The organism is Modicisalibacter sp. MOD 31.J (assembly GCF_020147985.1).
GTDB lineage: Bacteria > Pseudomonadota > Gammaproteobacteria > Pseudomonadales > Halomonadaceae > Modicisalibacter > Modicisalibacter coralii.
On sequence record NZ_JAGXFF010000004.1, the window covers coordinates 432,726 to 446,124 of the forward strand.

Genomic DNA, 13,399 nt, shown 5'->3' on the forward strand with positions numbered 1-13,399 from the left:
TGCCTCGCTCACACCGGGCCCCGCATCCCGGCTCAGGCGATGCCATGTCGAGAGCGGTGATGACTCGGGGTGGTGTCATTGTCCGGCCGGGCGGGGAGGCGCGGGCTGACCCTCGATACGTGTCAGGGCCGGGTCCAGGCATGCCCAAGACGGTGCGTTCTGTGCCCAGATGTTCATCGTCGGCGGGACCGAGGACGGGTCGTCCAATGTGCCCAGGCGCACGACGGTGAATTGCGGTCGACCGGACGAATTGGCAAAGAGATGGGCGCCGCATTGCGGGCAAAACCGCCGCTGGATCTCGTTGCCGCTGTCGGCCGTGGCGGTGAAGGTGCTGAGTTCGCCGCTCACCGAGACGGCGTCCGTGGGCGCCAGGGCGTTGACGGTACCGTTCGAGGCGATGTGCTGGCAGGCGCGGCACCAGCACACCCGGGCCATCGTCAGTTCGGCGTTGATCGTGTAGGTCACCGCGCCGCAGAGGCAGCGTCCGCTATGTTGGGTCATGGTTCACCGGGTTCGTCGAGAAGGGCTGGCGGTTACGGGTTGTCTGAAAAATGTCTGCGCTCGCCGACTTTTCAGACAGCGATTAGTGGTCCCTCAAGAACAGTTTACCTTGAGTGTCGGCCAGGTTTCCCGCCAGCGTTTATCCGCGACACGTTGCTGGAAAGCCGACGGCCTGGGGCGGTACGGATTCAGCGTGATGGTTCCGGCGAACAGGGCCGCGAGGCCGAATGGCGCGATCAGTTCGATATCGCCTCGTGGCGATAGACGCGCGCCGATCGCCGTTTCCACTTCCACCCAGTGGCGCATGGCGTGCTCGGTGGAGGTGTAGGGCGCGTCGCCATTGCGATGGTGCATGCGTGCCTGGTTCCTGACCGACCACGGTAGCCGCGACACACTGGCCAGTCGCGCTTCGAGGGCCGCGTCACGGGCGGGCGTCGCATGGCTCGCGTCATGGTAGATCAGGTCGATGTCGTTCAACGTCGTCGACTCGGCCTTGCCGTGCAAGGTGTCCCAGACCAGCTTCCTGACGAAGCCGGCGCCGATGCACCAGTCGTCGAGATTCAGTGACCGGGCCAGGCGCAACGCCTTCATGCGAACGTCGTCCTGTTCGAGCCAGGTCGTTATCCGCTGTTCTCGGGGCGTGTCACTCGACATTCGGTCATTATCCTCATCGGCTAGCGCCAGGGTCGTCTTTCAACCTGCCCATCATAAGGCAACCCGCGATCTCGCTCACGGGGTGTTGGCTGGTACGCGTTGACGACGGGGCGTCGGGGCCTGCGCCAGCGGTGCGGGGAGAAAAATCCCGACGAGCCGGGTGACGAAAAAGGGGGATAACGCCTAGGCTGGGGAGGGCATTGGGAAAATGCCCGTTCAATGGCAACAAAGGGAGATTGTGATGCTTTTCGACAAGTCCGACATGAGCCTGACGCACTATTCCTGGCGTACCGGCCCCAAGGATTCGCGCTTCGAGGGCGAGCCCGATGGCAGCGAGTTCGTGCCCGAGGAGGGCAATGAGGTGTTGTATGTGCTCAACAAGGCGCTCGAGACGCTGGGGGCGTCCGAGAAGACCAAGCTCCACAAGGGCGAGTCCCTGATCAAGGAAGAGCTGCCGTCTGCATTGCGCCAGCAGCGCGATGTTCACGACTGGGTGGTCGAACGCCTCGAGGAGGACGCCCCGCTGGGTTGAACCTGTCCGGTCTGCTGTGGCCGGGCTTTGTCGCCGGCTCGCCGTTGATGTGCCGGAACGGCGCTCATGAAAAAGCCCCACCGCGTGCGGTGGGGCTTCTGCGTCGCCTCGATGGAGGCGACGTATCGGCGGTCGGCCGGGCTGGCTTACATCATGCCGCCCATGCCACCCATGCCGCCCATGTCGGGGGCACCGCCGGCTTCCTTCTCGTCCGGATCCTCGGCGATCATCGCTTCGGTGGTGATCATCAGGCCGGCCACGGAGGCGGCGGACTGCAGGGCAGAACGCGTGACCTTGGCCGGATCGAGAACACCCATCTCGAACAGGTCGCCGTACTCGCCGGTCTGGGCGTTGTAGCCGAAGTTGCCTTCACCGTCCTTGATGCGATTGACGATGACGGAGGCTTCTTCACCGGCGTTGGTGACGATCTGACGCAGCGGCGCTTCCATGGCGCGTACCGCGATGGCGATGCCGTGGGTCTGATCCTCGTTGTCGCCCTTGAGGCCCTGGACCTTGGTCAGGATGCGGATCAGTGCGGTGCCGCCACCCGGTACCACGCCTTCCTCGACGGCGGCGCGAGTGGAGTGCAGCGCATCCTCGACGCGGGCCTTCTTCTCCTTCATCTCGACTTCGGTCGCCGCACCCACGCGGATCACGGCAACACCGCCGGCCAGCTTGGCGACACGCTCCTGCAGTTTCTCGCGGTCGTAGTCGGAGGAGGTTTCCTCGATCTGCGCGCGGATCTGGCTGACGCGGGCTTCGATGTCGCCCTCGGCGCCGGCGCCGTCGATGATGGTGGTGTTTTCCTTGGACATGGTCACGCGCTTGGCGTTGCCCAGATGGTCCAGGTTGGCCTGCTCGAGGGTCAGGCCGACTTCCTCGGAGATCACGGTACCGCCGGTGAGGATGGCGATGTCCTGCAGCATGGCCTTGCGGCGGTCACCGAAGCCGGGTGCCTTGGCGGCGGCGACCTTGACGATGCCGCGCATGTTGTTGACCACCAGGGTCGCCAGGGCTTCGCCCTCGATGTCCTCGGAGATGATCACCAGCGGCTTGCCGGCCTTGGCGACGCTCTCGAGTACCGGCAGCAGTTCGCGGATGTTGGAGATCTTCTTGTCGACCAGCAGGATCAGGGCGTCTTCCAGCTCGACGGCCATGGTTTCCTGATTGGTCACGAAGTAGGGCGACAGGTAGCCACGATCGAACTGCATGCCTTCGACGACTTCCAGCTCGTCTTCGAAGCCGCGACCTTCATCGACGGTGATGACGCCTTCCTTGCCGACCTTTTCCATCGCTTCGGCGATGATCTGGCCGATGCGGGCGTCGCCGTTGGCCGAGATGGTGCCGACCTGGGCGATGGCCTTGGAATCGGTGCAGGGCACGGCCAGCTGCTCGATTTCCTTGACCGCGGCGGTGACGGCCTGATCGATCCCGCGCTTGAGATCCATCGGGTTCATGCCGGCGGTAACGCCCTTGAGACCTTCGTTGACGATGGACTGGGCCAGCACGGTCGCGGTGGTGGTACCGTCACCGGCAACGTCGGAGGTCTTGGAAGCCACTTCCTTGACCATCTGCGCGCCCATGTTCTCGAACTTGTCCTTGAGCTCGATTTCCTTGGCAACGGAAACGCCGTCCTTGGTCACGGTGGGAGCGCCAAAGGATTTTTCGAGAACCACGTTGCGGCCCTTCGGCCCCAGCGTTGCCTTCACGGCGTCGGCGAGAACGTTGACACCACGCGCCATGCGCTTGCGAGCGTCGTCTGAGAACTTGATCTGTTTCGCTGCCATTTTCGTTACTTCCTGATGTCTGTGCGATGAACGAGATTAGAAGTAGTAAAAGGTCGGATTCGACACGAAGTCCTGGTTAGCCTTCGACGACGGCCAGAATGTCCGATTCGCTCATGATCAGAACTTCTTCGCCATCGATCTTCTGCTTTTCGACGCCAAAGCCTTCCTTGAAGATCACGGTGTCGCCCACTTTCACGTCCAGGGGGCGAACTTCGCCGCTGTCCAGAATCCGGCCGTTACCGACGGCGACGACCTCGCCACGAGTCGGCTTTTCCTGGGCATTGCCCGGGAGCACGATGCCGCCAGCGGTTTTCTGTTCTTCTTCGACGCGACGGACGACGACGCGATCGTGCAAGGGACGGATGTTCATTGCTCACGTTCTCCTGATGGTTGCATGACTAGAATGCATTTCCCTGTCGAGCAAGGCTCACGGGCGGAGGGCCTCGACCCCCCGGTGTCAATGGTCTGCATCGGGATGCAGACCGAAGCTGATTGCTGCTCCCTTGATGGGGTCGGCTCAACCCCTTTCAAGGGGTTGCAATGAAAAAAATTCACTGACGAGGCTCGTCCTTGGCGATGAAGTCGCCTTCCAGTGCGTCGCCTTCCGAGGCCTGCTGCTGGCGCGAATCGCTCTCGCGAGCGCCGGACGGGCGATAGGTTTCGTGCCAGCCGTCGCTGCCGCGACGATAGGTGTGCAGGTTGAAGCCGCGCACCTGGGCGGGTAGCCGCGTCAGCAACCGGCCCAGCCAGCGGCGGGTGTTGGGCAACAGACACAGGAAGCCCAGGGTGTCGGAGAGAAACCCCGGCGCCATCAGCAGGGCGCCACCGAAGATCAGGGCGGCGCCGGTCATCAGTTCGTCGGACGGAATTTCCCCCTCGGCCAGGCGCTGCTGGGCGCGCTGGAGGGTTGCAACGCCTTCACGCTTGATGAGGTGCAGGCCCAGGAAGCCGGTACCCAGTACCAGCAGAAGCGTCATCAGCAGTCCGATGTGAGCGCCGACCGTGAAGAGGATGACGAAGTCGAGCAGGGCGAACAGGGTGAAGAACAGCAGAATCGGCATAGTTGCTCCGAGGCGTGGGACTCTCGACAAGATGGAGGCAAACACGCGGAATGCAAGTGTTCCGGGACGCGGCGCGACACCACCATGCGCCAATGGCTTCGGTCGGGGAGCCATGCTATCTTGGGATTATATTGCAGTGCACAAAACCGACTGGTGCGGAGGAACGAACATGCAACTGGATGGTGCCATCATCGCGATTACCGGCGGGGCTCGCGGTCTGGGCCTGGCCATGGCGAAGACGCTGGGCGCGCAGGGCGCACGGCTGGCATTGCTCGACCGCGAGGACGAGGCCCTCGTCGAGGCCGCGGGGGCATTGGCCGAACGGGGCATCGGCGTCGAGACCTTCGTGACCGATGTCGCCGACGAGCGCTCGGTCGTGGATACCTTCGCCGCGATCGCCGACCGACTGGGACCGGTCTCGGGGCTGGTGAACAACGCCGGCGTGACCCGTGACGGTCTGCTGGTCAAGGCCAAGAACGGCGAAGTGGAAAAGACGATGTCGCTCGAACAGTGGCAGCAGGTCATCGACGTCAATCTCACCGGCGTCTTCCTGTGTGGGCGGGAAGCCGCGCGCCAGATGATCGAAGCCGGCCACGAGGGCGTGATCGTCAACATCTCGAGCATCTCGCGGGCCGGTAACATGGGCCAGAGCAACTATGCGGCCACCAAGGCGGGCGTGGCGGCGCTGACCGTGACCTGGGCGAAGGAACTGGCGCGCCACGGGATCCGGGTCGGTGCCGTGGCGCCGGGCTTCATCGAGACCGAGATGACCGCCTCGATGCGCTCGGATGTGCTCGACAAGATCACCCGAGGGATCCCGCTGGGGCATCTCGGCCAGCCGCAGGACATTGCCGACAGTGTTCGTTACATTTTCGAGAACGGCTACTTCAGCGGCCGGGTTCTGGAGTGTGACGGCGCGCTGCGTATCTGACAGGGGGCGGTCCAATGCAACGACGCAGGGCGTGGCCATGGCCGCGCCCTGCGTCGTTGATCTCCCTGTCGCGTCAGAAGCTGACCTTGCCCTCTAGTCCTTCGATCGTGGCGTCGCCGATGCCGTCGACGCGGGCCAGATCCTGGACCGTCTGGTAGTCTCCATTGGCCTTGCGGTCGGCGACGATCGCTTGTGCCTTGACCTCGCCGATGCCCGGAAGCTGGGCGAGCTGCTCGGCGGTGGCCGTGTTGACGTCGATGGCCGGCGTGTCCTCGGCGAAGGCCGGCGACGCGACGACGCCCAGCGCCAGCGTGAGTAACAGTGTCTGGATGACGCGTTTCATGGTCATGGCGTTTCCTCGCGGTAGTGTGCACAGTTGCCCCGGAACCGACGGGACCTTTCACGCTAAGCAATGACGCGAGGAACGTTTAGTTACTTTTTCTCAACATTGTGTAAGAGATCTCGGAGAAGTCTGTCGGCGAAAGACGACATTGGCGGCTTTCCGGCGTTTCCGGCTTCGCTGGTATACTCCGCGGAAAACCCGATCTGGAGTCGTCATGGCCGTCACCCGTTCCCCGTTGATCATCGCGCTCGACTACGCATCGCTCGATACCGCCTTGTGCATGGCCGATCAACTCGATCCCGCGCGCTGTCGGCTCAAGGTCGGCAAGGAGCTGTTCACCCGCAGCGGACCCGCGGTGCTGGAAGCCTTGCACGGGCGGGGATTCGAGGTCTTTCTGGACCTCAAGTTTCACGACATCCCCAATACGGTCGCCGCGGCGGTGCAGGCGGCGGCCGATCAGGGCGTGTGGATGGTCAATCTGCATGCCGCCGGCGGTCGGCGGATGATGGAAGCCGCCCGCGAGCGGCTGGATCACGCCGGGCTGGCCACGCACCTGATCGCGGTGACGGTACTCACGAGCATGGAACGGGCCGATCTGGCGGAGACGGGGCTCGACGTCGAGCCCATGAGCCAGGTCGAGCGGCTGGCGTGCCTTGCCCGGGACAGCGGCATGGATGGCGTGGTCTGCTCGGCGCAGGAAGCGCAGCGGCTGCGCGATGTCTGTGGCGACACCTTCCTCAAGGTGACGCCGGGGATCCGCCCGTCCTTCGCGGCCGCCGACGATCAACGGCGTGTGCTGACGCCCGCCGAGGCGATCCGGGCCGGCAGCACGCATCTGGTGGTGGGGCGTCCGGTGACCCAGGCGCGGGAGCCGATGGCGGCGCTGGCCGCGATCGAGCAGGAACTTTCGGCCTGAACCGGCCGGCGCTCATTCGCCTTCGAGGCCGGTAATCGGCTTGGTGGTGCCCCAACTGCGACAGCGCGGGCATTGCCAGTGCAACTGCCCACCGGAGAAGCCGCAGCGATGGCAGCGAAAGCGCGGCCGCGCCTCGAGCAGCTTGCCGGTGTGCTGCTTGAGCAGTGAAAAGTGCTGGCGCTGGTCGGGTTGGGCATCGACGAGATACAGATTCATCAGGTAGTCGACGCCCCGCAGGCTCGGGTTGACGGCCAGTTGCTCGCTGACGAACGCTGCGGCGCCGTCGCTCCCTTCGCGATGCTCGATGCGCTGCGCGAGCATGATCACGGTGCTGATGTGCGGCGCCGATTCCAGCCAGCGGTGCAGGCAGCGCTCCAGGCCCTTTTCGTCCTCGAGCTTCAGGTAGGCGTCGCGCAGCGGCTCGAGAACGATCGGTATGAAATCCCGGTCCTGTTCGGCGAGCCGCTGCAAGAGTCGGATCTGGCTCTTGTAGTTGGCGGTATCACGCTCGAGTTCGGCGAGCAGCCAGTTGGCGCGCACGCAGCGGGCGTCGATGTTGAGCGCGTGACGTAACCGCTTGCGGGCCAGGGCGGGGCTGGCCGAGCGCATGTCGCCTTCGGCCAGCTCGCACAGCCAGTGGGCGGCGGCGCGGCGGGTGTCGTCGTCCTGACGGACCAACTGGGGGAGGGCGACGTCCAGCGCCTTCTGCCATTCGCGTTCCCGTTCGTAGAGATCGACGAGCAGCCGCTTGGCGGCGTTGAGCTGTTCCTCGTCGATACTCTCGCGGGACAGCGACTCGAGGAGGCGTTCGGCGCGGTCGAGCAGGCCCAGGTGCAGGAAGTCCCGGGACAGTTCGATCTGTACCTGGCCGCTCTGCAGGGCGGTGAGCGCGGGGCGGGCCAGCAGGTTCTGGTGGATCTTCACGGCACGGTCGGCTTCGCCGCGCAGCCGGAACAGGTTGCCCAGCGCGATGTGCGTGTCGATGGTGTCGCTGTTGACTTCCAGCGCCTGGACGAAGGTTTCGATGGCCTGATCGGGCTGCTCGTTGAGCAGATAATTGAGACCGACGAAATAGTCGCGAGAGAGGCGGTTCGCGTGATGCGTTCGAGGTTCCGAGCGTCCCTGCTCGCGTCGTCCCAGCCACCAGCCGATGGCAATTGCCGCCAACAAGAGGGCCAGCAGCATCAGATCGGGCATTTAGGGAATTTCCTTGAACTCCTGGATACGCAGACGATCGAGCTCCTTGCGCTGCTGCTGGTTGTGGCGCTGAGCCCGGGTGAGCAGCGTGCGCAGGCGAAGGTAGACGCCGGTCATGGCCAGCATGCCCAGTATCACGCCACAGGCCAGGGCGACGAGCAGCCAGAGCGAGAGGGAGGCCGGCGGCAGGTCGATCCAGATCAGGTTCAGCGGTACCGCCTGTTGATTGTTGACGGCGAACAGGATGCCGAGGAGCAGGACGACCAGCAGGATGATCGCGAGCAGCAGGCCTTTTAGCCAACGCATAGTGTGTTCCTTTTACGGTCTCGGACAGGGGCCGCTAGTAGCCCAGGGCGCGACTGGCGTTGACCTGCTCTCGCAGCTCCTTGCCCGGCTTGAAATGTGGCACGAACTTGCCATCCAGGTCGACCGGGTCGCCGGTCTTGGGGTTGCGACCGACACGCGGCTCACGGTAATGCAGCGAAAAGCTGCCGAAGCCGCGAATCTCGACACGACCGCCGTCCGCCAGGGCATTGGTGATGTCGTCGAGGATCAGCCGCACGGCAGATTCGACTTCCTTGATCGACAATTCGGGCTGTCGCATGGCGATCTGTTCAATCAACTCTGATTTGGTCATCGGTCGTCTCCACACGAGGCCTGCCGGCGGCAGGGCGCGTCTTCTTGTTTTTGTCAGCATACTTGGCAAATCGTGAGAAAACAACGCACTAGGTTGGGGAGCCGCGCTGCCATCGGGAAAGGCGACAAGCGCTGACCGAGCGCGCCAGCGCCGGCCGTGCCCCGACCGGGTCCGTGTCGTCGGCTTCCGGGCTCGGGTATACTGCCGGCTCGTCAATTCGAGTCATGCGAGGTTCCCCGGTGAGTGAAGATTCCACGCTCAAACGTCTCTACTGGCACTCCCGTCGCGGCATGTGGGAGCTCGACCTGCTGCTGGTGCCGTTTCTCGAGCATCGTTATGCCTCGCTGGACGCGGCCGACCAGGCGGCGTATCGGGAATTGATCGACCAGGAGGATCAGGATCTGTTCATCTGGTTGATGCGTCGCGAGTGGCCCTCGGACGACGCCCTGCGGCGTATCGTCAAGTTGATCGTCGAGTATGCGGAAACGACCGATAACGATCAGTATCGCACCCTCTAGATGGGGGCGCGGCCTCTCCGTGGCCTTGGGAGCGGCCGTCGTTTCTCTGCTGATCGCCTTCGCGCCCGGGTGGCTGTGGATGCTCAGCCTGGCCGCTCTGGTGACGGGGCTGGCCGTCGAATGGCGCGGCGAGACCCCGATCCAGCTGCGCTGGGTCCCCGGTGCCGCCCCCGGCTGGCAGCGCCGGCGGGACGGCGAGTGGCGTTCGGCGAGTGTCGATGGCTTCTACCTGGGGCCCTGGCTGGCCGGCCTGCGTATCGACGGGCAGTGCCGCTGGGTCTGGCCCGACAGCGCGGGCCCTCGGCAGCGCTGGCATCTGCGGCGGCTGTTACTCTGGCGGGGCGAGGCGGGAGCGTGAGGCCCGCGCCGGGCCGGGTTGCCGGTCCGGGCAGTCGCGGTTGTAGTGCAGTCCGCGCGATTCACGACGCCGGCGTGCGGCCTGCATCAGCAGGATCGCCAGCCGGGTGGCGTGGTGCAGGCGTGCCGATTCGACGCTGGGTCGCTGGCGTCGCCAGAACGGGGCGTAACGCTCGGCCAGTGCCTCCAGCGCCCGGAGCCCTTCGTCCATGCCGGCATCGTGGCGCACGATGCCGGCATGGGCGCTCATGAGGCTGCGCAGTTCCTGCAGTCCTGCGTTGGCCTCGGCAGGGGGCATCGGTGCCTCGCCGCCGGCGCGGTGGGTCGCCGGGTCGCCGGCGATCTCCCGTGACGTGTCCTCGCGCAGCGCGCGCGCCGCCGCGCGGGCGAATACCAGGCATTCGAGCAGCGAGTTGCTGGCCATGCGGTTGGCGCCGTGCAGGCCGGTGCAGGCGACTTCGCCGATCGCGTACAGATGGGGCACGTCGCTGGCACCGTTGAGGTCGGTGGCGACGCCGCCGCAACTGTAGTGAGCCGCGGGAACCACGGGAATCGGCTGACGGGTGATATCGAGTCCGCGGGACTGGCAGTGGGCCTGGATGGTCGGGAAATGATGGGCGATCTGCGCGGCGGGCAGGTGGGTGACGTCCAGCAATACGTGGGAGGCGCGGGTGCGCTGCATCTCCGCATGGATCGCGCGGGCGACCACGTCGCGCGGCGCGAGTTCGGCGCGGCTGTCGTAGTCGGTCATGAAGGCCCGCCCGTGGATGTCGCGCAGCCGTCCGCCCTCGCCGCGTACCGCCTCGCTGATCAGGAAGGGGGCGCCCGCTGGGTCATAGAGGCAGGTGGGGTGGAACTGCTGGAATTCCAGGTTCATCAGGGTGGCGCCGAGCGCGGCGGCCATGGCCATGCCTTCGCCACAGGCCGGCGCGGGGCTGGTGGTGTGCCGGAACAGGCCGCTGGCCCCGCCGGTGGCAAGCACCACGTCACGGGCGGCGAGCGTGACCGGATTGCCCGCGGCGTCGAGGCACAGGGCGCCACAGCAGGCACGCTGCGCGTCGGCGAGCAGCTCGATGGCCTGCAGGTCGTCGCGCACCTGGATGCGCGGGTCGCCGAAGACGCGCTCGAGCAGTGTCTCGATCAGTGCCTGTCCGGTGGCGTCGGCGGCGTGGATGATGCGCCGGGTACCGTGCCCGCCTTCGCGCGTCAGGTGAAAGGGGTAGGGGGCGTCCGGCGTGGGGTCCGGGGTGAAGGGCACGCCGAGCGCTACCAGCCATTCGATCGCCGCGGTGCTGTGGGTGACGGTGAAACGCACCGCCTCCTCGTCGCACAGGCCGTCACCGGCGATCAGGGTGTCCTGGACATGGTCCTCCACCGCATCCCGCGGGTCGAGAACCGCGGCTATTCCGCCCTGGGCCCAGCGGCTGGCGCCGATGTCGTCCTGCACCGGTCGGAGCAGGGTGACCTGCCGATGATCGGCGAGTTCGAGGGCCAGGGTCAGGCCGGCGACGCCGCCGCCGACGACGAGAACATCGTGCTCACTGCGAGTCATGGCGTTCGTTTCTTCCTCCGTGGTTCTCGTGGGGCGTATCGGCGTTGCCGATGGCCAGGCGGCGGGCATCGCTGATCAGGGTATGACGACTGGCGCGTCGCCGCAGGCGACGGCTGGGCAGGCGCCGCAGCCGGGCCAGGCGCAGGCTCATCTCGCGGGTCAGGCGTGCCAGCTCGCGATTGAGCCACAGATAGCCGCTGGGGCTGAACAGCATGCGACCATCCGCGCCGCGGGCGGTCGTCGCCTGGTCGGCATAGCGTTGCGGGTCGAAGCGGGTCACGCTGACCCGGATCGCCTGGCCGGTGCGGACCTGGAAGGCCAGCGTGCCCAGCCCGCGGGCCAGGCGGTGCTGCTCGTCACGCAGGCCGTCCATGGCGTCGATGCGGTCGTGGCCCTCGCGGGTGGTCCAGTGAGTTTCCAGCAAAAGCTCGACGGTGGAAAGCATTCGCCGCTGCAGGGACAGGATGTCCTCCAGGGCATCACGGCGCAATCGCCGCTCGCGGTGAATGGCGTCGACCAGGCTGCGCTGCTTGACCAGTTGCGCGGTCGTCGTCTTCAGCAGTTCGCGGGTGTCCAGGTCGTTGTCGGCGGAGGCGCTGCTGGTGTGAGCGTGATAGAGCCGCGCCAGCTTGTCGAGATTGTCGGCGAGCAGAAAGCGAAAGGTGTCGGTGGCCTTCTGGGGCAGCACCAGCAGCGTGACGCCGATGCCGATGAGGGTGCCGAGCAGGACGTTGGCCGCCCGCCACAGTGCCACGCTCAGGTCGTTGTCGCCGCTGCCGACCACCAGCAGCAGCGAGATGCCGAACATCAGCGCGCTGTAACCGTAGCGGGTGGCGAAGGTGGCGTGGGTGGCGACGGCGATGCTGATCAGGGTCCAGGCGGGGACGACGCCGGGTGACGGTTCCGGGATCAGAATCAGGAGGATGCCCCAGAGCGCGCCCAGCACCGTGCCCAGCAGGCGCTGCAGCCCCTTGTCGAGAACGCCGCCGATGTGCGGCAGATTGCCCATGACCATGAGACTGCTGACCAGCGCCCAGCTGCCGTGGGGCAGGGCCAGGCTGCGGATCAGTGCATAAGTGATCACCAGCGCCAGGCTGGTGCGCAGAACGTGCAGCCGGTGGCGATGAAAGTAGTTGAAATAGGGGTCGCGCAGGCGTGGCAGTTTCATCGGACGCGGCCTTGTCGAGTGCCGAACGGGCTCGCTGGGGGTGGCGTATTCGCCCCGAGGGAGCATGCCATGAAACCGCAAGCGGCAGGGGGCGTTGCGTGATGAGTCGGTTGCCGCATGGAGGCCGGTGGAATCGAGGTGCCTGGTGCCCGGAGCCGGGCTCGAACCGGCACGGTGTTACCACCGAGGGATTTTAAGTCCCTTGCGTCTACCAATTTCGCCATCCGGGCAGGAAGGAAGGTGCCGGTTTCAGGCGGGGAAATGGAGGCTGGAGTCGGAATCGAACCGGCGTACACGGAGTTGCAGTCCGCTGCATAACCACTCTGCCATCCAGCCATATCGAACATTTCGATAATTGGAGCGGGAAACGGGATTTGATCGGGTGGCGTTCCACCGGGCTGGCGCTCCAGCTCGCGACCCTCGTTTTCCAACTCCTGATTCGAACGATAGTCCGAATCGAAGTCTGGAGCGGGAAACAGGATTCGATCGGACTGGCGCTCCAGCTCGCGACCCTCTTTTCCAACTCCTGATCCGAACAATAATCCGAATCGAAGTCTGGAGCGGGAAACGAGATTCGAACTCGCGACCCTCGCCTTGGCAAGGCGATGCTCTACCACTGAGCTATTCCCGCTCGACTCGAGTGCGCATTATACGGATAAGTGCGTGACTGTCAAACGTTTATGGTCCGCTCACAGCGAGCGGGTGAGGTGCGGCCAGGCGGCGCGCAGGTATTGGATCATCGACCACAAGGTCAGGATCGCGGCCAGGTAGAGCGTGACGACGCCCAGGTCGGAGAGCCAGGTACCCGGCGGCGAGGCCAGCAGCAGCAGCAGGGCGACCATCTGCAGGGTGGTCTTGATCTTGCCGATCCAGGAGACGGCGACGCTGGCTCGCTTGCCCATTTCCGCCATCCATTCGCGCAGGGCCGAGATCACGATCTCGCGGCCGATGATCACCAGGGCGGGCAGTGTCAGCCAGGCCGAGTCGAAGCGCTCGATCAGCAGGGCCAGGGCCACGGCGACCATCACCTTGTCGGCCACCGGGTCGAGGAAGGCGCCGAAAGGCGTGCTCTGATCCCAGCGGCGGGCCAGGTAGCCGTCCAGCCAGTCGGTGACGGCGGCCAGGGCGAACAGGGCGGCGGTGACCAGAAAGCTCCAGGCATAGGGCAGGTAGAAGAGGATCACCAGCAGCGGGATGAACACGATACGGGCCATGGTCAGGATATTGGGGATGTTCATCGCTCAG

General features: G+C 65.3%; 17 protein-coding genes and 3 tRNA genes. 5 read left to right on the forward strand and 15 right to left on the reverse strand.

Features of this window, described 5'->3' with window-relative positions:
- Window positions 1-75: 75 nt before the first annotated feature.
- Together KGR00_RS15920 and KGR00_RS15925 are read right to left on the reverse strand one after the other, a co-directional pair.
- Window positions 76-501: a GFA family protein gene (locus tag KGR00_RS15920; RefSeq protein ID WP_224419630.1), complete on the reverse strand. Its 426-nt coding sequence runs from the start codon at window positions 499-501 to the stop codon at window positions 76-78.
- A 93-nt stretch (window positions 502-594) separates the two neighbouring features.
- The gene (locus tag KGR00_RS15925; RefSeq protein WP_224419631.1) at window positions 595-1,155 is read right to left on the reverse strand and encodes a nucleotidyltransferase family protein; all 561 of its coding nucleotides are present in this window, start codon (window positions 1,153-1,155) and stop codon (window positions 595-597) included.
- A gap of 241 nt (window positions 1,156-1,396) precedes the next feature.
- On the opposite strand from KGR00_RS15925, the gene KGR00_RS15930 reads away from it, so the two are divergent.
- Window positions 1,397-1,687, forward strand: coding sequence for a hypothetical protein (locus KGR00_RS15930; RefSeq protein WP_224419632.1), 291 nt, complete (start codon window positions 1,397-1,399; stop codon window positions 1,685-1,687).
- Window positions 1,688-1,833: 146 nt separating this feature from the next.
- On the opposite strand, the gene groL is transcribed toward KGR00_RS15930, so the two are convergent.
- The 3 genes from groL to KGR00_RS15945 all read right to left on the reverse strand — a co-directional run bounded on the left by groL (window position 1,834) and on the right by KGR00_RS15945 (window position 4,535).
- Entirely contained in the window at window positions 1,834-3,474 is a 1,641-nt protein-coding gene (gene groL, locus KGR00_RS15935) for a chaperonin GroEL (RefSeq protein ID WP_129138855.1), read from the reverse strand.
- 76 nt (window positions 3,475-3,550) lie between these two features.
- Window positions 3,551-3,844, reverse strand: coding sequence for a co-chaperone GroES (locus KGR00_RS15940; protein ID WP_129138854.1), 294 nt, complete (start codon window positions 3,842-3,844; stop codon window positions 3,551-3,553).
- Window positions 3,845-4,025: 181 nt separating this feature from the next.
- Window positions 4,026-4,535 carry an FxsA family protein gene (locus KGR00_RS15945; RefSeq protein WP_129138853.1) on the reverse strand — a complete coding sequence of 170 codons (510 nt, stop codon included), beginning with the start codon at window positions 4,533-4,535 and terminating at the stop codon, window positions 4,026-4,028.
- Window positions 4,536-4,704: 169 nt separating this feature from the next.
- Between KGR00_RS15945 and KGR00_RS15950 the strand changes: the two genes are divergently transcribed.
- Window positions 4,705-5,466, forward strand: coding sequence for an SDR family oxidoreductase (locus KGR00_RS15950; RefSeq protein WP_129138852.1), 762 nt, complete (start codon window positions 4,705-4,707; stop codon window positions 5,464-5,466).
- A 73-nt stretch (window positions 5,467-5,539) separates the two neighbouring features.
- On the opposite strand, the gene KGR00_RS15955 is transcribed toward KGR00_RS15950, so the two are convergent.
- Window positions 5,540-5,815, reverse strand: coding sequence for a ComEA family DNA-binding protein (locus KGR00_RS15955; RefSeq protein ID WP_224419633.1), 276 nt, complete (start codon window positions 5,813-5,815; stop codon window positions 5,540-5,542).
- Between the two features lie 208 nt (window positions 5,816-6,023).
- On the opposite strand from KGR00_RS15955, the gene pyrF reads away from it, so the two are divergent.
- Window positions 6,024-6,725 (forward strand): orotidine-5'-phosphate decarboxylase, encoded by a 702-nt coding sequence (gene pyrF / locus KGR00_RS15960; protein ID WP_224419634.1) that lies wholly within the window; start codon window positions 6,024-6,026, stop codon window positions 6,723-6,725.
- Between the two features lie 12 nt (window positions 6,726-6,737).
- Here pyrF and lapB read toward each other — a convergent pair whose 3' ends face one another.
- From lapB to KGR00_RS15975, 3 genes are read right to left on the reverse strand one after another with little or no spacing between them, the layout of a single operon-like run.
- Window positions 6,738-7,922 carry a lipopolysaccharide assembly protein LapB gene (gene lapB / locus KGR00_RS15965; protein ID WP_224419635.1) on the reverse strand — a complete coding sequence of 395 codons (1,185 nt, stop codon included), beginning with the start codon at window positions 7,920-7,922 and terminating at the stop codon, window positions 6,738-6,740.
- The gene (locus KGR00_RS15970) at window positions 7,923-8,228 is read right to left on the reverse strand and encodes a LapA family protein (RefSeq protein WP_129138849.1); all 306 of its coding nucleotides are present in this window, start codon (window positions 8,226-8,228) and stop codon (window positions 7,923-7,925) included.
- A 34-nt stretch (window positions 8,229-8,262) separates the two neighbouring features.
- Entirely contained in the window at window positions 8,263-8,619 is a 357-nt protein-coding gene (locus KGR00_RS15975; RefSeq protein ID WP_267899203.1) for an integration host factor subunit beta, read from the reverse strand.
- Between the two features lie 179 nt (window positions 8,620-8,798).
- Between KGR00_RS15975 and KGR00_RS15980 the strand changes: the two genes are divergently transcribed.
- Together KGR00_RS15980 and KGR00_RS15985 are read left to right on the forward strand one after the other, a co-directional pair.
- Entirely contained in the window at window positions 8,799-9,077 is a 279-nt protein-coding gene (locus tag KGR00_RS15980; RefSeq protein ID WP_129138847.1) for a succinate dehydrogenase assembly factor 2, read from the forward strand.
- A gap of 19 nt (window positions 9,078-9,096) precedes the next feature.
- The gene (locus KGR00_RS15985) at window positions 9,097-9,435 is read left to right on the forward strand and encodes a hypothetical protein (protein WP_224419636.1); all 339 of its coding nucleotides are present in this window, start codon (window positions 9,097-9,099) and stop codon (window positions 9,433-9,435) included.
- Here the strand turns inward: KGR00_RS15985 and nadB are convergent.
- From nadB to pgsA, 6 genes are all read right to left on the reverse strand, one after another.
- Window positions 9,406-10,986, reverse strand: a complete 1,581-nt coding sequence (gene nadB / locus KGR00_RS15990) for an L-aspartate oxidase (RefSeq protein ID WP_224419637.1) — start codon at window positions 10,984-10,986, stop codon at window positions 9,406-9,408. The two genes, KGR00_RS15985 and nadB, sit on opposite strands and share 30 nt — an antisense overlap.
- Window positions 10,973-12,154: an FUSC family protein gene (locus tag KGR00_RS15995; RefSeq protein ID WP_224419638.1), complete on the reverse strand. Its 1,182-nt coding sequence runs from the start codon at window positions 12,152-12,154 to the stop codon at window positions 10,973-10,975. The genes nadB and KGR00_RS15995 overlap by 14 nt, the downstream gene beginning before the upstream one ends.
- Before the next feature lie 143 nt (window positions 12,155-12,297).
- A tRNA-Leu gene (locus KGR00_RS16000) sits at window positions 12,298-12,384 on the reverse strand.
- 32 nt (window positions 12,385-12,416) lie between these two features.
- Window positions 12,417-12,490, reverse strand: a tRNA-Cys gene (locus tag KGR00_RS16005).
- Window positions 12,491-12,710: 220 nt separating this feature from the next.
- Window positions 12,711-12,785: transfer RNA gene (locus KGR00_RS16010), tRNA-Gly, on the reverse strand.
- A gap of 58 nt (window positions 12,786-12,843) precedes the next feature.
- Window positions 12,844-13,392 (reverse strand): CDP-diacylglycerol--glycerol-3-phosphate 3-phosphatidyltransferase, encoded by a 549-nt coding sequence (gene pgsA, locus KGR00_RS16015; RefSeq protein ID WP_129138843.1) that lies wholly within the window; start codon window positions 13,390-13,392, stop codon window positions 12,844-12,846.
- Window positions 13,393-13,399 lie beyond the last annotated feature (7 nt).

Coding starts and splice junctions, on each gene's coding strand:
- KGR00_RS15920 (WP_224419630.1), bottom strand. CDS start 501: ATGACCCAACATAGCGGACGCTGCCTCTGCGGCGCGGTGACCTACACG.
- KGR00_RS15925 (WP_224419631.1), bottom strand. CDS start 1,155: ATGTCGAGTGACACGCCCCGAGAACAGCGGATAACGACCTGGCTCGAA.
- KGR00_RS15930 (WP_224419632.1), top strand. CDS start 1,397: ATGCTTTTCGACAAGTCCGACATGAGCCTGACGCACTATTCCTGGCGT.
- groL (WP_129138855.1), bottom strand. CDS start 3,474: ATGGCAGCGAAACAGATCAAGTTCTCAGACGACGCTCGCAAGCGCATG.
- KGR00_RS15940 (WP_129138854.1), bottom strand. CDS start 3,844: ATGAACATCCGTCCCTTGCACGATCGCGTCGTCGTCCGTCGCGTCGAA.
- KGR00_RS15945 (WP_129138853.1), bottom strand. CDS start 4,535: ATGCCGATTCTGCTGTTCTTCACCCTGTTCGCCCTGCTCGACTTCGTC.
- KGR00_RS15950 (WP_129138852.1), top strand. CDS start 4,705: ATGCAACTGGATGGTGCCATCATCGCGATTACCGGCGGGGCTCGCGGT.
- KGR00_RS15955 (WP_224419633.1), bottom strand. CDS start 5,815: ATGACCATGAAACGCGTCATCCAGACACTGTTACTCACGCTGGCGCTG.
- pyrF (WP_224419634.1), top strand. CDS start 6,024: ATGGCCGTCACCCGTTCCCCGTTGATCATCGCGCTCGACTACGCATCG.
- lapB (WP_224419635.1), bottom strand. CDS start 7,922: ATGCCCGATCTGATGCTGCTGGCCCTCTTGTTGGCGGCAATTGCCATC.
- KGR00_RS15970 (WP_129138849.1), bottom strand. CDS start 8,228: ATGCGTTGGCTAAAAGGCCTGCTGCTCGCGATCATCCTGCTGGTCGTC.
- KGR00_RS15975 (WP_267899203.1), bottom strand. CDS start 8,619: ATGCTGACAAAAACAAGAAGACGCGCCCTGCCGCCGGCAGGCCTCGTG.
- nadB (WP_224419637.1), bottom strand. CDS start 10,986: ATGACTCGCAGTGAGCACGATGTTCTCGTCGTCGGCGGCGGCGTCGCC.
- KGR00_RS15995 (WP_224419638.1), bottom strand. CDS start 12,154: ATGAAACTGCCACGCCTGCGCGACCCCTATTTCAACTACTTTCATCGC.
- pgsA (WP_129138843.1), bottom strand. CDS start 13,392: ATGAACATCCCCAATATCCTGACCATGGCCCGTATCGTGTTCATCCCG.